Raw genomic sequence first — 18,755 nt, forward strand, 5'->3', positions numbered from 1 at the left:
GTACGTGACGGGCCGCCCGGATCTCCCGGGCGGTCACACCGCGCTCCTCGGGATGCTGTCGTGGCGGGCGGAGAGCGGGGCCGTGTCCGGCCGGGTCCAGCGGCCGAGGGAGATCTCCGCGGTGATACCGGGCCCGAAGCCGGCGATCACCCCCCGGGCCCCGTGCGCGGCGCCGCCCTCCTCGAAGAGCCGGTCCAGCGCGTCGAAGATGACGGCACTGGCGATGTTCCCGCGCTCGGTGAGGGTGGCCCTGCTGTAGCGGAAGGTCTCGGACGGCAGCATCAGATACTTGCTCAGGTCGTCCAGGATCCTGGGCCCGCCCGCGTGGACGATGTAGAAGTCCAGGTCGGAGATGTCCCAGCCGAACGGTTCTGCCATGTCCCGCATGGCGGGGGCGAGCATGGACATCGTGCCGGGGACCCGCTTGTCGAGCATGAAGTGGAATCCGGTGTCCCGGACGGCGTACGAGATCCACTCCTCCGTTCCGGGCACGAGATGCGAGCCGTTCTGTTCGAGCTGCACGCCCACCCCGCCCTCACCCCGTACGGCGACGGCGGCGACGGCATCCCCGAAGAGCCCGTTGGAGAGCAGATTGCCGACGCCCAGATCCTCCGGCTGGTAGCAGAGCGAACAGAACTCGCAGGAGACGATGAGCACGTTCGCCCGTGGATACGCCATGCAGAAGTCGTGCGCGCGGTTGATGGCGGTGCCGCCCGCGGCGCAGCCGAGCTGCGCGATGGGCAGTTGGCGGGTGGCGGATCTGAACCCCATGGTGTTGATCAGCCACGCGGTCATCGAGGGCATCATGAAGCCGGTGCACGACACGTAGACGATCAGGTCGATGTCACGGGTCGTCAGTTCCGCGTGGACCAGCGCCCGCTGGATGACCTCGGGCAGCCGGGACTTGGCCTCGCTCTCGTAGAGGGCGTTGCGGGCGGTGAATCCGGGATGTTTCAGCGTGTCCTCGATCGGCTGCACCAGATGCCGGGTCCGCACGCCGGTGTTGCCGATCAGCCGTAGCGCCAGACTGAGTTGCGGGTGCCCGGCGTGCAGGGTGCGCGCGAACTCCAGGGTCTGTTCCCGGGTGATGACGTGCTCGGGCACGGCGATCGCCGGTCTGCACAGTGTTGCCATGTCAGCTCCTCACCAGGCGACCGGAAGCGCCAGCGGATAGCGCCAGATGGAGTCGGTGTTCCACCGCACCTCGGGCTCGGGAACGGCCAGCCGCAGCGCGGGGAACCGGTTGAACAGGGTGCCGACGGAGACCTGGAGGGTCATCCGGGCGAGATGGGAGCCGAGGCAGTGGTGGCTGCCGTACCCGAACGCCATGTGGACGGCGGGGTCCATCCGCTCGAAGTCCAGCTCGTCGGGGCGCTCGTAGACGAGGTCGTCGCGGTTGGCCGTCAGATACGAGACATGGACGGTGTCGCCGGCCCTGACGGTCACACCGTCGAAGTCGACATCCTCCAGGGCCACCCGCGGGATGCCGACACCCTGGCGGAACGGGATGTACCGCAGCAGCTCCTCGATGGCCTCGGGCAGCAGGTCGGGGCGGGCCCGCAGACGGGCCAGTTGCGCGGGGTGGGTCAGCAGCGTGAAGACGATGTTGCTGATCTCGTACGTGCTGGTGTCGTGGCCGGTGACGACCAGGAGCATGGCCAGGACGGCCAGTTCGGCCTCGTCCAGCATCTCGTCGCCCACCCGGGCGGTGGCGAGGGCGCTGATGAGATCGTTGCCCGGGGCGCGCCGGCGCGCCGCCGTCAGTTCGGTGAAGTACGCCCGCAGCCCGGCCTTCGCACCCACCGCGGAGTCGCGGTCGGCGGCGTTCATGGACATCATCGCCATGGCCCAGTCGCGCAACTGGCGCCGGTCCGCGACCGGTATGTCGAGCAGTTCGCAGATCGACATCAGGGGCAGCCGATCGGCGAGATCGGCGACGATGTCGCCCGGCTCGCCCCGCGCCACCATCTCGTCGAGCAGTTCGTCCACGGTCCGCTGCGTCCAGGGCCGCAGCTCCTCGACCTGACGGGTGGTGAACGCCTTGATGATCAGCCGGCGCACCCGGTTGAGGGTGGGCGGGTCCATGAGATTGATCGCCTCGGACTGGGCGATGGGCGCGGGGGTGATCCGCGGGAAGTCCCTGCCGATCAGCGCGGCCCGGCTGAACCGCCGGTCCGAGGTGACGGTCTGGACGTCCGCGTACCGGGTGACCAGCCAGCAGTCGCCCTCTCCGTAGGGCATACGGACCCGGGTGACCGGCGCCTCGGTCCGCATCCGGGTCATGAAGGGGTCGGGTTCCAGCGCGTTGTCATGACGGACCGGGCAGGTGCGCACGGAGTCCGAAGGAGTCATCGCGGTACTTCCTCGTGGAAGGGGACAGATGGCGAGCGATCCTGATTGATCGGAGCATGCCATGACGATCGGCGTGGTACGCAAGTAATTCCCCGCAGTTCACCCGTAAGAGCTATTTCCAGGTAATCTCACGCAACACCCTTATCATTCAGGCAAATTGGGGCCATGCGGTACCGAACCAGAGGTACCCCGGGGCGGCGTCACGGGGTGGCTTCGCGCGCCCCGCCCCGGACGACCGCGTCCACCCGTACGGTCCAGCACGGCGCGCGCCCGGCGCCCGGCGGCGCTGCAATGGACGGGTGACCGCGCCTCCGGACGACTGCCTCGCGCGCAACGAGTGGATCTGCGGCGCCTACCTCTCCAGCCGGCGCACGATCCTGTGGGACGCGGTGCTCGAACACCTCCAGCTCACCTTCGCCGCCGTCCTGATCGGCCTGGTCATCGCCGTACCCCTCGCACTCGCCGCCCGGCGCTGGAAGGCGGCGGCGGCCCCCGTGCTCGGTGTCACGACGGTCCTCTACACCATCCCGTCGCTCGCCATGTTCTCGCTGCTGCTGCCGCTCTACGGACTGTCCGCCTCGCTCGTCGTCGCCGGGCTCGTGCTCTACTCGCTGACCCTGCTCGTACGGAACATCCTCGCCGGGCTGCGCGGCGTCCCCGAGGAGACCCGGCAGGCCGCCCGCGGCATGGGATACGGACCGCTCCGGCTGCTGCTCACCGTCGAACTGCCGCTCGCCCTGCCCGCCGCGCTGGCCGGGCTGCGCATCGCGACCGTCTCCGCCGTCTCCCTCGTCACCATCGGCGCCATCGTCGGACACGGCGGACTCGGCAACCTCATCTACGCCGGGATGAACACCTTCTTCAAGGCGCAGGTGCTCACCGCCTCCGTCCTGTGCGTCCTCATCGCCGTCGCCGCCGACCTGGCGCTCCTGCTCCTCCAGCGCCGGCTCACCCCCTGGACCCGGCGGGCCCCCGCGTGAACACCCTCACCGCCGCCTGGTCCTGGCTCACCAGCCCCGCCCACTGGCCGGGCACCGACGGCATCGCCAACCGGCTCGCCGAACACCTCTACCTCACCGTCGTCTGCCTCGCCCTGAGCTGCGCGCTCGCCCTGCCCGTCGCCCTGGTCCTCGGCCACCTCGGCAAGGGCGGCGCCCTCGCCGTCAACATCTCCAACGCGGGCCGCGCCGTCCCGACCTTCGCCGTCCTGGTCCTGCTGCTCCTCACCCCCATCGGCGCGTACGGACAGTGGCCGACGGTCATCGCGCTGGTCCTCTTCGCGATCCCGCCCCTGCTCACCAACGCCTACGTGGGGATGCGGGGCGTCGACCGTGATGTCGTGCGGGCCGCCCGGGGCATGGGGATGACCGCACGCCAGTGCCTGGGCCGGGTCGAGGTGCCGCTCGCGCTGCCGCTGATCCTCACGGGCGTACGGATCGCCGCCGTCCAGCTCGTCGCGACCGCGACGCTGGCCGCCCTGATCGGCGGCGGCGGACTCGGCCGGATCATCACCGCCGGATTCAACCTCGCCGACACGGCCCAGGTGGTGGCGGGCGCCTTCCTGGTCGCGGTGCTCGCGCTGCTGGTGGAGGGGGCGTTCGAGGCGGCGCTGCGGCTGGGACCGCGGTGGGTGAGGGGCGGCGCCGGATGAGACCGCTGCGTACCGCCGCCGTCTGCGGCGCCCTGCTCCTGGCGACCGCCACCTGCACCACGGGGCCGTCCCTGGAGAACCGCGACGCCGTCACCGCCCCGCCGGGCGACAGCGAACACCTCACCATCGGGACCGCCGGCTTCACCGAGAGCGATCTGCTGGCCCAGATGTACGCGCTCCTGCTGGAACGGGCCGGCTACCACACCCGGATCCTCTCGGTCACCAACCGGGAGCTGTACGAACCGGCCCTGGAGGGCGGCCGGATCGATGTCGTACCGGAGTACGCGGCGACCTTCGCCGACTGGCTGAACGCCAAGGCCCACGGCCCCGGCGCCCGGCCGGTCGGCTCACCCGACCTGGCCACCACCATGAAGGCGCTGCGCACCCTCGCCTCGGCGCGCGGGCTCACCGTCCTCGACCCCGGCCGCGCGGTCGACCAGAACGCCTTCGCGGTCGCCGCCGGCTACGCCAGGAAGCACCACCTCACCACCCTGAGCGACCTGGGCCGCTCCGGGCTGCCCGTACGGCTCGCCGCCGGGGACGAGTGCGTACGGCGTCCGTACTGCGCACCGGGGCTGAGGAAGACGTACGGGATCGACATCACCGGCATCGACCCCAAGGGCGTCGGCACCACCCCGGCCAAACAGGCCGTCCAGCGGGGCCAGGACCAGATGGTGCTGACCACGACCACCGACGCGACCCTCGGCCGGTTCGGACTGGTGCTGCTCGCGGACGACAAGCACCTCCAGAACGCCGACAACATCGTGCCCGTCGTCAACCGGGCCAGGGCCGGTGCGAAAGGCGTCACCGAAGCCCTGGACCGGCTGAACACCGTACTGACGACCGCGGACCTGGCCGCACTGAACCAGCGGGTGGACGGCTGGCGGCGGCTGCCCGAGGACGTCGCCAGAGGCTATCTGGAGTCACGGGGACTGTTGCCGGCCGGCCAGGGCGCCCCGCCGCTCCGTCAGCCCGTCCGCGGGCCCGTCAGTCGCTCCGGCAGCCAGGCCAGTTGGGCGGCCTGCTGGTACGCGCCGCCGCCCTCGTGGTCGTTGAAGTCGTACACCTCGATCGCCTTGTCCTCATGGGCGTACGCGTTGAAGGCGCCGAACACCGTCGACGGCGGGCAGGTCTCGTCCTCCAGGGCCACCGAGAACAGCGCGGGGGCCCGGCCGCGCGCCGCGAAGTGCACCCCGTCGAAGTAGCCGAGCGTCCGCCACACCTGCTCCGTCCTGCCCCGGTAGGTCTTCAGATAGAGACCCACCTCGCGGTACGGATGACGGGCGCTGATGGTCGTCGCCCGGGGGAAGTCGCAGAGGAACGGCACGTCCGGCGCCACCGCCGTCAGATCCGGTATCAGACCGGCCACCGCGAGGGCGATCCCGCCGCCCTGGCTGGCGCCGACCACCGCCGTGCGCGCGGCGTCCACCAGCGGGTGGGCCCGCGCGGCCTCGACGGCGCGTACCGCGTCGGTGAACAGCCGCCGGTAGTAGTAGTCGTGCGGGTCCTCGACGCCCCGGGTCATGAAGCCGGGGTAGGAGGAGGCGCTGCCCACCGGGTCGGGGGTGTCGCCGCCGTTCCATCCGGCGCCCTGCCCCCGGGTGTCCATCACGAAGTGCGCGAACCCGGCCGAACCCCAGAGCAGATGGGTGTGCGGCAGACCGCGCCCGCCGCCGTACCCGATGTACTCCACCACCACGGGCAGTGGCTCAGGGGCGGACGCGGGCAGGACGAGCCAGCCCTTGACCGGATGGCCGCCGAAACCGGCGAACGTCACATCGAAGACGTCCAGCGTCGCCAGCCCTGTGGCCACCGGTTCGAACCGTACGTCGAGCGCGTGGCCGCGTGTCTCGGCGAGGGTCTTCGCCCAGAACTGGTCGAAGTCCTCGGGCTCCTCGGACGTGCTCCGGTAGGTACGGAGCTGGTCGAGGGGGAGATCGGGCTGGGGCATGCGGGACCACCTCGGTCGGCTGAATCGCTCAGGGACAACGGATGATCACACGGTACGACCGGAGGCCGGGTCGCAGAAGACCGCGAGACCGCCGGACGACGAGACGGCGTGACCACGAGACCGCTGAGCCCGCCGCCGGCCCCGGACCTCGGCACCTCCGGTCACGCCCGCCCTCTCCTCACCCCTCACCCCCGCCTCCACTGCTCCTACGCGTCCGAGACCGAGTCGAAGTCGACCTCGCCCCGCCCGATGCCCTGCGCGTCCGCGTCCACCGAACGGCGCAGCGCCTCATGGAGCTTCGCCGGGGTCAGCACCCCCACGAAGCGCGCCCCGTCCAGCACCGCCACCCACCCCGCGTCGTGCTGGAGCATCTCGCTGAACGCCTGCTTCAGCGGCGAGCCGAGCGGCACCCACGCCTCCATCCGCCGGGCATGGTCCCCCACCGAACCGGGCTCCGAGCCTTCCGCCCCCGCGCGGGCCGGGGCGTCGGCCGCGATCCAGCCGTGCAGTTCGCCGTCGTCGTTCAGCACCACTGCCCAGCGGGCCCCCTCCGCGCGCATCCGCGCCGCCGCGTCCCGCGCGGGCTCGCCGGTCCTGGCGACCGGCGGCTGCTCCAGGTCGGCCGGCTCGACCGTGGTCACCGAGAGCCGCTTGAGCCCCCGGTCGGCCCCGACGAACCGGGCCACGTACGGCGTCGCCGGGGTGCCCAGGACCGCGCCGGGGCTGTCGAACTGCTCGATGCGCCCCTCCCCGTACACCGCGATACGGTCGCCCATCCGTACCGCCTCCTCGATGTCATGGGTCACCAGCAGGACCGTCTTGCGCACCGTCGCCTGGAGCTTCAGGAACTCGTTCTGCAGCCGCTCGCGCACCACCGGGTCCACCGCGCCGAACGGCTCGTCCATCAGCAGCACCGGCGGATCGGCGGCCAGGGCGCGCGCCACCCCGACCCGCTGGCGCTGCCCGCCGGAGAGCTGCGCGGGGTAGCGGGGACCGTATGTCGCCGGGTCGAGCCCCACCAGGTCGAGCAGTTCCGCGGCCCGCTCGCGGGCCCGCGCCTTCTTCCAGCCGATCAGCGCGGGGACGGTCGCGGTGTTGTCGAGCACCGTACGGTGCGGGAAGAGCCCGACCTGCTGGATGACGTAACCGATCCGGCGGCGCAGCGCGACCGGGTCGACCCCGGAGATGTCCCGGCCCTCGACGAAGATCCGCCCCGAGGTCGGCTCGATCAGCCGGTTCACCATCATCATCGTGGTCGTCTTGCCGCACCCCGAGGGCCCCACCAGCGTCACCAGCTCGCCCTCGCGCACCTCGAAGGACAGGCCGTCCACGGCGGCCGTACCGTCCGGGTAGACCTTGCCGACCTGCTCGAACCGGATCATCTCCTCAACGTAGGACCGGCCGGTCCTACGCGCACACCGGGCCGCGACCGTCCGGGGCCGTCCGCTGGCCGTTCCCTGGCCTCCCCGGGCCGTCCCGGGCTGAACACGCCCCGTGTCCGCTCCGTATCCACCGGGGCGGGCCGGGACGCCCGCCGCTCGTGTGCTGAAATGTCCGGCGTGCCTGCCCCCGGCGGTGTGTGACCACCCGCACGGGGGCGATCGAGAACAGGAGCCCCCTTGACCAGCTACCGTCAGCCCGGCGTCGTCCTCACCGACCACCGCTTCACGGTCCCGCTGGACCACGGCGATCCCGGGGGCGAGCGGATCGAACTGTTCGCACGCGAGGCCGTGTCGAGCGCACGGGCCGGTGCGGACCTGCCCTGGCTGCTGTACCTGGAGGGCGGACCCGGCTTCGGCGCCCGCCGGTTCATCGGCAGACAGGCCTGGCTCGGCCGCGCCCTCCAGGAGTTCCGGGTGCTCCTGCTCGACCAGCGCGGCACCGGCCTCTCCACGCCCGTCAACCGGCAGACCCTCCCGCTGCACGGCGGCCCCCGGCAACAGGCCGACCACCTCGCCCACTTCCGCGCCGACTCCATCGTCCGCGACTGCGAGACCATCCGCCCCCTGCTCACCGGCGGCGCGCCCTGGACCGTACTCGGCCAGAGCTTCGGCGGCTTCTGCGCCACGCACTACCTCAGCGCCGCGCCCGAGGGCCTGGACACCGTACTGATCACCGGCGGACTGCCGTCCCTGGACGCCACCGCGGACGAGGTCTACCGCGCCGCGTATCCGCGGATCGCGCGCAAGGTGGAGGCGCACTACGCGCGTTACCCCCAGGACATCGAGCGGGCCCGCGCCGTCGCGCGGTACGTGGCCGAGCACCGGCCCGTCCTGCCCGGCGGCTACACCCTCACGCCCGAGGCGTTCCAGTCCCTCGGCATCGTGCTCGGCGCCGGCGACGGCAGCCATCAGCTCCACTACCTGCTGGAGAACGCCTTCGTCCGTACGCCCAAGGGCCCCGCCCTCTCCGACGCCTTCCAGGAGAACGTGGCCTCCTCCCTCTCCTTCGCGGGACACCCGCTGTACGCCCTGGTCCACGAGGTGATCTACGCGCAGGGCGGCCGGGCCACCGACTGGGCCGCCGAACGGGTACGGGGCGAGTTCGCCCGGTTCGACGCCGCCAAGACCCTCGCCGGGGAGGGCCCGCTCTACTTCACCGGCGAGTCCATCCACCCCTGGCACTTCGACAACGACCCGGCGCTGCGCCCCCTGCGGGAGACCGCGGAGCTGTTCGCCGCCCGCACCGGCTGGCCGGCCCTGTACGACACAGCCCGGCTCGCCGCCAACGAGGTGCCCGTCGCGGCGGCCGTCTACCACGACGACATGTACGTCGACACGGAGCACTCGCTGCGCACGGCGCGCGCGATCCGCGGCCTGCGCACCTGGGTCACCGACGAGTTCGAGCACGACGGGGTGCGCGCGGGCGGGCCCCGGGTCCTGGACCGGCTGCTGGCCCTGGCGCGCGGCGAGGACTGAGCGCGCGGGGCTCGTCGCGCGGGCGCGCCGCACCGGGGGGAGAATGGGCGACAGGGGATCGTGCGAGGCTGCCCGCGCAGCGCGGTCCCGCGGAAGCGGAGGTGGTGGCCATGCTGTTGCCGGACAGACATCTTGTCGCCGATCTGCTGGCCCGCTACCGGGCCTGGGAACGGCTGGTGCTCGCCGATCCGCTGGACGAGACCACCCGCAGACGGTTCGAGGACGTGGCGTACACGCTCTGCGTCCTGATGGGGCAGCGCACCGCCCGCGAGGCGATCTGGCAGGCGGAGGCCTATCTGCGCAGGATCCGGCCCGTCCCCCTCTTCCCGGAGCGGACGGAGAGCGCCGCGCCGGGCCTCCGTGACGGCGCGCCGGGCTTCCGCGAGGAGGCGAGCCGCCCCGGACGCGCGGTGCCGGATTGACAAACCGCTGTGCTGTTTCTGCAATGTACGGATGGACGAAGACTCCTCGCTCGACGACGTACTGGACCAGGTGGGACCCCGGCTGCGCCGGATCAGGCGCGAGCGCGGGGCCACCCTGGGCGCTCTCTCCGCCGCCACCGGCATCTCCGTGAGCACGCTGTCCCGGCTGGAGTCGGGTCGGCGCAGGCCCAGTCTCGAACTGCTGCTGCCCATCGCCCGCGCCCATCGCGTACCGCTGGACGAACTGGTCGGCGCGCCGGAGGTGGGGGACCCCCGGATCCGCTCCAAGCCGATCGTGCGCGGCGGCCGTACGATGCTGCCGCTCACCCGCCGGCCCGGTGGCCTCCAGGCGTACAAGATGGTGGCGGAGAGTTCGCCCGACCACTGCGACGACGAGCAGCGGACCCACGAGGGGTACGAGTGGCTGTACGTCCTCTCCGGGCGGCTGCGGCTGCGGCTCGGCGAGCACGACATGGTGATGGGCCCGGGAGAGGCTGCCGAGTTCGACACGCGTGTCCCGCACTGGTTCGGCCCGGCCGGGGACGCGCCGGTGGAGTTCCTGAGCCTCTTCGGTCCGCAGGGTGAGCGTATGCATGTACGGGCACGGCCCAAGACGTCCTGAGCGGGTGTTCCCAGCGCCACAAGCGACCGCTTAGTATGCCCAGGGACGTGGTACTGACCCCGTGTGTGGAGGCCCGAATGCTGGCATGGCGCGTGCACAGGAACGGCGAGCCCGCGGAGGTGATGCGGCTGGAGGAGACGGAGCAGCCGGTCCCCGGCGCCGGGCAGGTCAGGCTGCGGGTCAGGGCGGCGAACATCAACTTCCCGGACGCCCTGCTCTGCCGGGGCCAGTACCAGGTACGGCCGCCGCTGCCCTTCACCCCCGGCGTGGAGATCTGCGGCGAGACCGAGGACGGCCGCCGCGTCATCGCCACGCCCGAGCTGCCCCACGGCGGTCTGGCCGAGTACGTCGTGGCCGCCGAGGACGCGCTGCTGCCCGCCCCGGAAACCCTCGACGACGCCGAGGCCGCCGCTCTGCACATCGGCTACCAGACGGGCTGGTTCGCCCTGCACCGGCGGGCCGCGATCCGGCCGGGGGAGACCCTGCTCGTGCACGCCGCGGCCGGCGGCGTCGGCAGCGCCGCCGTCCAGCTCGGCAAGGCCGCCGGGGCCACCGTCATCGGGGTCGCCGGGGGACGCAACAAGACCGCGGTGGCCCGGGAGATGGGGTGCGACGTGGTGATCGACCGCCGTACCGACGACATCGTCGCGGCGGTCAAGGAGGCCACCGGCGGCCGGGGCGCGGACGTCGTCTACGACCCGGTGGGCGGCGACGCGTACACCGCGTCCGCGAGGAGCGTCGCCTTCGAGGGCCGGATCGTCGTGGTGGGCTTCGCGAGTGGCACGATCCCGAGCCCCGCACTCAACCACGCGCTGGTGAAGAACTACACGATCATGGGGCTGCATTGGGGGCTCTACCACTCCAAGGACCCCGGGTCGGTGACACGCTGCCACGAGGAGCTGACGGCGCTCGCGGCCCGCGGCGCGATCAGGCCGCTCATCAGCGAGCGCGTCGCGATGAAGGGCGGCGCCGACGCCGTGCAGCGCGTGGCCGACGGCACCACCACCGGCCGGATCGTCGTCCTGCCCGAGGGCGTGTCCTGATGACCGAAGCCGCCGAACTCCGCGCCCGTACCCGGAAACTGCTCGCCGACCACCCGCCGGCCACCACCGGACGCACCGACTTCCTCACCGCGCGCTTCGACGCCGGACTCGCCTGGGTGCACTACCCGGCCGGGCTCGGCGGACTCGACGCGCCCCGTTCCCTCCAGGCCGTCGTGGACGCCGAACTCGCCGCCGCCGACGCGCCCGACAACGATCCGCGGCGCATCGGCATCGGCCTCGGCATGGCCGCGCCGACCATCCTGCGATACGGCACGCGGGAACAGCAGGAGCGCTTCCTGCGGCCCCTGTGGGTCGGCGAGGAGGTGTGGTGCCAGCTCTTCAGCGAACCCGGCGCGGGCTCCGACCTGGCGGCGCTCGGTACCCGGGCGGTGCGCGAGAACGGGGCTGCCACCGCCGCGGACACCACACCGGAATCCGGCGACTGGATCGTCAACGGCCAGAAGGTGTGGACGTCCAGCGCCCATCTCGCCCGCTGGGCCATCCTCCTCGCCCGCACCGACCCCGACCTGCCCAAACACCAGGGCATCAGCTACTTCCTGTGCGACATGACCGCCCCCGGTGTCGAGGTGCGGCCGCTGCGCCAGATCACCGGCGAGGCGGAGTTCAACGAGGTCTTCCTCACCGACGTCCGTATCCCCGACGCCCACCGGCTCGGCGCGATCGGCGAGGGCTGGAAGGTCGCGCAGACCACCCTGATGAACGAACGGGTCTCCATCGGCGGCGCCCGCCTCCCCCGCGAGGGCGGCATGATCGGCCCGGTCGCGGCCACCTGGCGCGAGCGGCCGGAGCTGCGCACCCACGATCTGCACCAGCGGCTGCTCACCCTCTGGGTCGAGGCCGAGGTCGCCCGGCTCACCGGGGAGCGGCTGCGCCAGCAGCTCGTCGCGGGCCAACCGGGGCCCGAGGGCAGCGGGATGAAGCTCGCCTTCGCCCGGCTCAACCAGGAGATCAGCGGCCTGGAGGTGGAACTCCTCGGTGAAGACGGCCTGTTGTACTCCGACTGGACCCTGCGCAGGCCCGAACTGGTCGACTTCACCGGGCGCGACGCCGGATACCGCTATCTGCGCTCGAAGGGCAACTCCATCGAGGGCGGCACGAGCGAGATCCTGCTGAACATCGTCGCCGAACGCGTCCTGGGCCTGCCCTCGGAGCCGCGCAACGACAAGGACGTCCCCTGGAAGGACCTGACCCGGTGACCCCGCGCCCCGTACCGCCCGAAACCTCCCCCGACCTGCTCTACTCGGACACCGAGGACGATCTGCGCGCCGCCGTACGGTCGTTGCTCACCGACCGGGCCGACCTTCCGGCCACCCTGGCCCGCGCCGAGTCCGGCGACCCCTACGACCCGGGCCTGTGGACCTCGCTCACCGCCGGAATCGGCGCGGCGGGCCTGCTCGTCCCGGAGAAGCTGGGCGGCCAGGGCGCGAGCCACCGCGAGGCCGCCGTCGTCCTGGAGGAACTGGGCCGCGCCGTCACGCCCGCGCCCTACCTCACCAGTGCGGTGGTGGCGACCGAGACCCTGCTCGGCTGCGACGGGGAGAGCACCGAGTCCACGGATGTCGCGGGACTCCTCACCGCGCTGGCGAGCGGTCACCGTACCGCCGTCCTCGCACTGCCCCTCACCACCGCCCCCGACGCCCCGCTCCCCTTCGCGGGGGACCCGGCCCTCGCCGGGCACCCGGCGGAGGCGGCGGCCACGGTGAGCGCCGTCGCCGACGCCGTACGCGCCGATGTGCTCCTCGTCCCGCGCGCGGAGGGCCTGTACGCCGTCGAGACCGCGTCGCCCGCCGTCACCGTCGAGCCGCTGACACCGCTCGACCTGACCCGCCCGCTCGCCACCGTCACGGTCGCGGCCGGCAGCGGCGTCCGCATCGCCGACGCGGCCACGGGGGAGAGCGCCGTACGGCGCGGACTGCTGGCCGGGGCCGGGCTGCTCGCCTCCGAACAGCTCGGCCTCGCCGCATGGTGCCTGGAGGAGACCGTCCGGCACACCCGCGAACGCCACCAGTTCAACCGCCCCGTCGGCTCCTTCCAGGCGCTCAAGCACCGTATGGCACAGCTCTGGCTGGAGGTCGTCTCGGCCCGCGCCGCCGCCCGTAACGCCGCCGACGCCCTGGCCACCGGCGACCCCGGGGCACCGCTCGCCGTGGCCGTCGCCCAGGCGTACTGCGGGCGCGTCGCCGTCCACGCGGCCGAGGAGTGCGTCCAGCTCCACGGCGGGATCGGGATGACCTGGGAGCACCCCGCGCACCTGTACCTCAAGCGCGCCAAGTCCGACGAGAGCGCGCTCGGTTCACCCGGCCGGCACCGCGAGCGCCTGGCCGCACTGGCCGAGCTGCCAGGGCCGAGGTGACTTCGGCGGAGGCCCCGGCAGTGGCTGAATCGCGGATGGCGGGTGGACGAACACTGCGCGGCACAGCCCTGATTCACCCCTGACGGGGCGATACTCGCCAGGACCGTGTCCGTCGCGTCCAGTCCCGGAGACATCATGGCCCTCACCACCCGCCGCAGAGCCGTCGCCACGCTCACCGCCGCGCTCGCGGGGGTCGTCGCGGCCCCCGCGTACGCGGGGGCCGCTTCCCGGACCGGGGGCGGCCACGCACCCCGTCCGCTGCGCCACGCCCACGCGCACAACGACTACCTGCACCCGCGCCCGCTGTTCGACGCGCTGGCGCACGGCTTCACCAGCGTCGAGGCCGACATCTTCCTGGTCGACGGCGAACTGCTGGTCGCCCACGAGGCCACGGAGCTGGACCCGGCCCGTACCCTCGCCTCGCTCTACCTCGACCCGCTGTTCGCCCGGGTGCGCGCCCACCACGGCTCCGTGTACCGCGGACACCACCACCCGGTGCAACTGCTCATCGACATCAAGACGGACGGCGCCGCCACCTACGCCGAACTCCACCGCCAACTCACCCGCTACCGCCCGATGCTGACGACCTGCGCCCACGGCTCGGTACGCACCGGCGCGATCACCCCGGTCATCTCCGGCGACCGCGCGGCCCGTGAACCGATGGAGGCGCAGCGCGTGCGGTACGCCTTCTACGACGGGCGGCTCGACGACCTCGGGACCGCCGCGCCCGCCTCCTTCGTACCGCTCATCAGCGCCAACTGGACCCAGAGCTTCACCTGGCAGGGCGTGGGCCCGTTCCCCGCGGCCGAACGCGCCGAGCTGCGCCGGATCGCGGACACCACGCACGCACACGGGCAGCGGCTGCGTTTCTGGGCCACCCCGGACACCCCGGGACCGGCGCGGGACGCCGTCTGGACCGAACTCCTCGCCGCCGGGGTGGACCACCTCAACACGGACGACCTCGCCGGACTCGAACGCTTTCTGCGCGCCGCCCGTCCGTAACCCCGCGTCAACCACCCGTACGGCGGACACGCCAGTCGGCCGAACCGGCCCCCTCCTCCGCCACACTGGCGGCCGAAAGCCGCGATTCCCGTGCGGCGGAGGAGGTTTGGCGATGGCCATTTCGATTTCAGTGGTGCTGCTTCTGACGATCCTCGCGGTGGTCTTCCTGCGCAGCGGCGGGCTGAAGTTCTCGCATGCGCTGGTCTGCGCCCTGCTCGGATTCTTCCTCGCGGGTACGAGCATGGCGCCGACCATCGCCAACGGGATCTCCACCACCGCCGGCGTGGTCAGCAGCCTCAACCCGTAACCGGGCGGCGCCGCGCGCTCACGCCCCGGCCAGCCGCGAGCGGATCAGGAAGCGCACCCCCTCGGGGGCCTCCAGCGAGAAACCGCTGCCGCGCCCCTCCACCACGTCGACGATGAGCCGGGTGTGGCGCCACGCCTCGTACTGGCTCACCGACATCCAGAACGGGACGGGTTCGGCGACGCCCTCGACCTCCAGCGACTGGAGCAGCACGTCGGAGCCGCCCGTACGGAACTCGCCGTCCAGGTAGCACATGGGCGCGCTGCCGTCACAACAGCCGCCCGACTGATGGAACATCAACGGCCCGTGGTCCACCCGCAGCCGCCGGATCAACTCGGCCGCCGCGGGGGTCACCTCGACCCGGGGCGTTTCGGTGGAACCCGCTTCGTCCGTCATCACGCGCCGCCGCTTCTGCAGAGGGTGGAACCGGTCGTAGGAAGAACCAGTCAACGCGCGCGGAGGTTGCGCCGGGGTTGCACCGCGGCGCGCGCCCCCTCGGTCATCCTCCGGTCACCCGTTCCCGCCGAGCCTGAGCATCACCTTGCTGCTGCCGCTCGCGGGATCCGCGGCGACGGCCAGCGCCTCCCCGGCCCGGTCGAGGCCGAAGCGGTGACTGATCACGGGGGAGACGTCCAGACCGTCCCGCATCGCCAGCAGCGCGTCGTCGATCTCCTCCACGAAGCGGTACGAACCGACCCAGTTGATCTCCCGGGTCACCAGGTCGCCGAGGGCCGCGGAGACGGCGGCGCCGGGCAGGTTCCCGACCTGGACGAGCGTGCCGCCGCGCGCCGTGGCCCGCAGGACGGGGCCGAGCGCCGCCGGGGCGCCGGACGCCTCGAAGGCGATCTCGACGTCGTCGGGGAGCGTGGCGCCGGAGCCGAGGTCGCGGGTCTCGTCGGCGCCCATGGCGCGGGCGACGGCGAGCGAGCTCGCGGCGAGGTCCGAGGCGATCACCGCGGCGGCGCCCCGGTGCTTCGCCGCGGCGACGACCAGCGCCCCGATCGGGCCGCAGCCGTTGACCAGCACGGTCCTGCCCCGGATGTCCCCGGCGCGGTGCACGGCGTGCAGCGCCACGGCGAGCGGTTCGGCAAGGGCGCCGTGCTCGGTGTCCACGCCGTCGGGCAGCGGCCTTGTCTGGGTGGCGCGCACCACCCGGTACTCGCTGAACCCGCCGTCGGTGTGCGGGTCGAAGGCCGCGGAGCCGAAGTACCGGATCCGCGGGTGGAGGTTGGTGCGCCCGGCGATCCGGTCGGGCAGCGGACCGTTGCCGACCGGCTCGGCCGGGTGCACGGTGACCGCCTGGCCCACCCGCGGCCCGTCCACCCCGGGGCCGGTCGCGGCGATCCGGCCGGCGACCTCGTGGCCGAGCACCAGAGGGTGTGCGAGCGCCGCGGTCCCGGACGCCCCGTGCTTCCAGTAGGCGACGTCGGAGCCGCAGATCCCGCCCCACTCCAGGGCGAGCAGGACCTCCCCTTCGCCCGGTACGGGATCGGGGCGCTCGTCGATCCGCAGATCACCCGCGCCGTGGACGACAACGGCCCTCATGCGGCGTCCTCCAGCCGGACCAGGTCGCGCCCACGGGTCTCGGGGGCGAGGTAGGCGGACACCAGGGTGATCAGCGAGTAGACGACGAGCATCGCGGCGATCGGCCACCAGCTCCCGGTGACGGCGGTGAGGGTCGCCGCGACGACCGGACCGATGGCGGTGGCGAGGATGCCGCCGATCTCCTTGGACAGGGCGAGCTGGGTGAAGCGGGTCCGGGAGCCGAACAGCTCGGCCATCGTGACGCTCTCCAGCGAGAACAGACCGAGGACACCGACGTTGAGCCCGACGACCATGCCGAGCATCAGCGCCGAGGTGGTGCCCGAGGTGATGAGCAGCATCATCGGGAACGCGAAGGCCATGGTCAGCAGGGTGAGCGCGAGGTACATCGGGCGGCGCCCGAAGCGGTCACCGAGCAGCCCGACCAGCGGCACGGTCAGGAAGCCCAGCAGCGAGCCGTACACGATCGCGTCGGTGGGTACCGAGCGTTCGGCGTGCAGCGTCGTGGCGATGTAGCCGACGAGGAAGGTCTGGATCAGCCCCGAGTTGCCGGCCTGGCCGAAGCGCAGACCGAGGGCGAGGAAGAACGCCTTGCCCTTGCGCTGGCGGATCCCGGCCTCCAGGACGCTTTCCTGCTTCTGGTCCAGGGAGGAGTCGACCAGGGCGGACTCGACCTCGGTACGGGTCATGGCGACGCCGTCCACCACGTCGGGCCGCTCCTCGAACACCGGGCTTTCCTTGAGGTTGCCGCGCAGCCACACCGCGAAGATCATCAGCAGGAAGCTCAGCAGGAAGGGGAGGCGCCAGCCCCACGAGAGAAGCTGCTCCTCGCTGAGCACGCCGAGCAGGATCGCCCACAGCCCGGAAGCGGCCAGGGTCCCGGAGTTGGTGCCGAGCGACACCAGGGAGGACACCAGGCCCCGGCGCTTGGCGGGGGCGTACTCGGCGAGCATGACGGTGGCCCCGGCGATCTCGGCGCCGGCCCCGAAGCCCTGGACGAGCCGCAGCACGACCAGCAGGATCGGAGCGAGGATGCCGATCTGCGCGTAGGTCGGCAGGGCGCCGATCAGCGTGGTCGAGGCGCCCATCAGCAGGATGGTCAGGAACAGGACCTTCTTGCGCCCGATCCGGTCGCCCATCCGCCCGAAGTAGACGGCCCCGGCGAGCCGGGCGACGTAGCCGACGCCGTAGGTCGCCATGGCGGCGATCAGGCCGATCGCCGGGCTGACGTCGGGGAAGAAGATCTTGTTGAAGACGATGGCCGCCGCCAGCGAGTAGAGCTGGAAGTCCATGAACTCCATCGCCGTACCCAGCCAGCCTGATACGGCGGCCTTGGTGAGATCGCGCGTCGTTCTCGTCGCGGGGCCCGTGGGCTCCGTCCGAGCGGTGTCCGTCATGGGAACTCCGTTGTTCGGGGAAGTGCTGTCGGGGGAGGGGCGGCGGGAGTCCGGGGACTCCCGCAGGCGGCTACAGGAGAGGGTGGGCGGAGGTGGGACCAGCGTCAGGCGCGCGAGCCCGGCAAGATCCGAACGAGAGGCCCTGGGCCTGTCGCCGCGACGCGCGGGGTGGCCGGGATCCGTCGTGGGGAGGCGTCGTACACCCCGGCGTATCGGGTCGTGCTCACAGTCCTGCTCCTTCGAAGGTCCGTACGCGGCCGGCCAACCGGTTCACACCCCGGACAACTGGCCGACACGGCTGGTATACAAGCACTGGTCGGCCAGCGATGCAATACTCGTGCCACATCGGATGACACCATCGTGGGGCGCAGAGCCATCGACCGGGCACAGGCCGTGTCAGCGCCCGATACGATGAGCGCATGGCCCGATCGAACCGGCAGCGGACCAGTCGCCGCGCTGTCTACGAGACGCTGCGACGCAAGGTTCTGACCCTTGAGCTTCCCCCGGGCGCAGCCCTGTCCGAGAACGAGCTCGCGGCATCCCTCGGGGTCAGCCGCACGCCCGTCAGGGAGAGTCTGATCCTGCTCTCCCACGAGGGTCTGGTCCAGGTCTTCCCGCAGGTGGGGTCCTTCGTCTCGCGTGTCGACCCGGCCAAGGTGGCCGACGCCCAGTTCCTCAGGGAGGCCGTCGAGCTGGCCTCCCTGGACGACCTCCCCGCGGAACTCGACCCGGAACTCGTCGACGTCCTGCGCGGCAACCTGGCCGAGCAGCAGCGCCCCGGCCTCGCCCTGGAGGAGTTCTTCGAACTGGACGAGGCGTTCCACCAGGCCATCCTGCGCCTGAGCGGGCACGGCAGCGCCTGGGCGACGGTGGTCGCGGCCAAGGGCCACCTCGACCGCGCGCGCCGCCTGGGCCTCTACGACACCGCCTCGCCGGCCGGTTTCGCCACCCAGCACGTCGAGATCTTCGAAGCGGTGCTCGCCGGGGACGTCTCCCTGGCCCGTACGGCCATGCGCACCCACCTGCGAGCCGTCTTCGACGACGTCGAACGCATCCGGGCCCGCTCGCCCGAACTCTTCGCCACGGACTCGGGCGCGATCCCGGTACGGCGCAACATCGCGGTCTGGGAATGACCTCCGGGCGCACCCCGGAGGTCTTCGCACCGGACCGGCTCCGG

The 18,755-nt window shown here is 72.2% G+C and carries 18 protein-coding genes and 1 pseudogene; 12 read left to right on the plus strand and 7 right to left on the minus strand.

Annotated elements, in window-relative coordinates:
- Window positions 1–33 precede the first annotated feature (33 nt).
- The gene (locus tag ACIQ7D_RS04495; protein ID WP_403933453.1) at window positions 34–1,134 is read right to left on the minus strand and encodes a type III polyketide synthase; all 1,101 of its coding nucleotides are present in this window, start codon (window positions 1,132–1,134) and stop codon (window positions 34–36) included.
- A 9-nt stretch (window positions 1,135–1,143) separates the two neighbouring features.
- Window positions 1,144–2,352: a cytochrome P450 gene (locus ACIQ7D_RS04500; protein WP_403933454.1), complete on the minus strand. Its 1,209-nt coding sequence runs from the start codon at window positions 2,350–2,352 to the stop codon at window positions 1,144–1,146.
- Between the two features lie 299 nt (window positions 2,353–2,651).
- On the opposite strand from ACIQ7D_RS04500, the gene ACIQ7D_RS04505 reads away from it, so the two are divergent.
- The 3 genes and pseudogenes from ACIQ7D_RS04505 to ACIQ7D_RS04515 form a co-directional block, all read left to right on the plus strand.
- On the plus strand, window positions 2,652–3,332 hold the full coding sequence (locus tag ACIQ7D_RS04505) for an ABC transporter permease (RefSeq protein ID WP_403933456.1): 681 nt from the start codon (window positions 2,652–2,654) through the stop codon (window positions 3,330–3,332).
- Window positions 3,329–4,003, plus strand: a complete 675-nt coding sequence (locus ACIQ7D_RS04510; RefSeq protein WP_403933458.1) for an ABC transporter permease — start codon at window positions 3,329–3,331, stop codon at window positions 4,001–4,003. Before ACIQ7D_RS04505 ends, ACIQ7D_RS04510 begins: the two co-directional genes overlap by 4 nt.
- A pseudogene (locus tag ACIQ7D_RS04515) lies at window positions 4,000–4,950 on the plus strand (ABC transporter substrate-binding protein); the annotation flags it as partial. The gene ACIQ7D_RS04510 and the pseudogene ACIQ7D_RS04515, both read left to right, overlap by 4 nt.
- Window positions 4,951–4,970: 20 nt before the next feature.
- Here the strand turns inward: ACIQ7D_RS04515 and ACIQ7D_RS04520 are convergent.
- Both ACIQ7D_RS04520 and ACIQ7D_RS04525 read right to left on the minus strand, forming a co-directional pair.
- Window positions 4,971–5,954, minus strand: coding sequence for an acetylxylan esterase (locus tag ACIQ7D_RS04520; RefSeq protein ID WP_403933460.1), 984 nt, complete (start codon window positions 5,952–5,954; stop codon window positions 4,971–4,973).
- Between the two features lie 206 nt (window positions 5,955–6,160).
- Entirely contained in the window at window positions 6,161–7,336 is a 1,176-nt protein-coding gene (locus ACIQ7D_RS04525) for an ABC transporter ATP-binding protein (RefSeq protein WP_403933462.1), read from the minus strand.
- 237 nt (window positions 7,337–7,573) lie between these two features.
- Between ACIQ7D_RS04525 and ACIQ7D_RS04530 the strand changes: the two genes are divergently transcribed.
- From ACIQ7D_RS04530 to ACIQ7D_RS04565, 8 genes are all read left to right on the plus strand, one after another.
- The gene (locus ACIQ7D_RS04530) at window positions 7,574–8,872 is read left to right on the plus strand and encodes an alpha/beta fold hydrolase (protein ID WP_403933463.1); all 1,299 of its coding nucleotides are present in this window, start codon (window positions 7,574–7,576) and stop codon (window positions 8,870–8,872) included.
- A gap of 110 nt (window positions 8,873–8,982) precedes the next feature.
- A complete protein-coding gene (locus tag ACIQ7D_RS04535; protein ID WP_403933465.1) occupies window positions 8,983–9,294 on the plus strand; it encodes a DUF5133 domain-containing protein in 312 nt (103 codons plus the stop codon).
- Between the two features lie 31 nt (window positions 9,295–9,325).
- A complete protein-coding gene (locus tag ACIQ7D_RS04540) occupies window positions 9,326–9,916 on the plus strand; it encodes a helix-turn-helix domain-containing protein (protein ID WP_403933467.1) in 591 nt (196 codons plus the stop codon).
- A 77-nt stretch (window positions 9,917–9,993) separates the two neighbouring features.
- Window positions 9,994–10,959, plus strand: coding sequence for an NADPH:quinone oxidoreductase family protein (locus ACIQ7D_RS04545; protein WP_403933469.1), 966 nt, complete (start codon window positions 9,994–9,996; stop codon window positions 10,957–10,959).
- Window positions 10,959–12,176: an acyl-CoA dehydrogenase family protein gene (locus ACIQ7D_RS04550; protein WP_403933470.1), complete on the plus strand. Its 1,218-nt coding sequence runs from the start codon at window positions 10,959–10,961 to the stop codon at window positions 12,174–12,176. The genes ACIQ7D_RS04545 and ACIQ7D_RS04550 overlap by 1 nt, the downstream gene beginning before the upstream one ends.
- Entirely contained in the window at window positions 12,173–13,333 is a 1,161-nt protein-coding gene (locus ACIQ7D_RS04555; protein ID WP_403933472.1) for an acyl-CoA dehydrogenase family protein, read from the plus strand. Before ACIQ7D_RS04550 ends, ACIQ7D_RS04555 begins: the two co-directional genes overlap by 4 nt.
- A 135-nt stretch (window positions 13,334–13,468) precedes the next feature.
- On the plus strand, window positions 13,469–14,335 hold the full coding sequence (locus ACIQ7D_RS04560) for a phosphatidylinositol-specific phospholipase C/glycerophosphodiester phosphodiesterase family protein (RefSeq protein WP_403933474.1): 867 nt from the start codon (window positions 13,469–13,471) through the stop codon (window positions 14,333–14,335).
- A 112-nt stretch (window positions 14,336–14,447) separates the two neighbouring features.
- Window positions 14,448–14,642, plus strand: a complete 195-nt coding sequence (locus tag ACIQ7D_RS04565; RefSeq protein WP_384922370.1) for a hypothetical protein — start codon at window positions 14,448–14,450, stop codon at window positions 14,640–14,642.
- 18 nt (window positions 14,643–14,660) lie between these two features.
- Here ACIQ7D_RS04565 and ACIQ7D_RS04570 read toward each other — a convergent pair whose 3' ends face one another.
- From ACIQ7D_RS04570 to ACIQ7D_RS04580, 3 genes are all read right to left on the minus strand, one after another.
- Complete coding sequence (locus tag ACIQ7D_RS04570) at window positions 14,661–15,035, minus strand: DUF779 domain-containing protein (protein ID WP_403933476.1); 375 nt, start codon at window positions 15,033–15,035, stop codon at window positions 14,661–14,663.
- A gap of 114 nt (window positions 15,036–15,149) precedes the next feature.
- Window positions 15,150–16,184, minus strand: coding sequence for an L-idonate 5-dehydrogenase (locus ACIQ7D_RS04575; RefSeq protein WP_403933478.1), 1,035 nt, complete (start codon window positions 16,182–16,184; stop codon window positions 15,150–15,152).
- Entirely contained in the window at window positions 16,181–17,578 is a 1,398-nt protein-coding gene (locus ACIQ7D_RS04580) for an MFS transporter (protein ID WP_403933480.1), read from the minus strand. The genes ACIQ7D_RS04575 and ACIQ7D_RS04580 overlap by 4 nt, the downstream gene beginning before the upstream one ends.
- 419 nt (window positions 17,579–17,997) lie before the next feature.
- Here ACIQ7D_RS04580 and ACIQ7D_RS04585 point away from each other — a divergent pair, with 419 nt between their 5' ends.
- On the plus strand, window positions 17,998–18,711 hold the full coding sequence (locus ACIQ7D_RS04585) for a GntR family transcriptional regulator (protein ID WP_403933482.1): 714 nt from the start codon (window positions 17,998–18,000) through the stop codon (window positions 18,709–18,711).
- Window positions 18,712–18,755 lie beyond the last annotated feature (44 nt).

The organism is Streptomyces sp. NPDC096310, assembly GCF_044763125.1.
Taxonomy (GTDB): domain Bacteria; phylum Actinomycetota; class Actinomycetes; order Streptomycetales; family Streptomycetaceae; genus Streptomyces.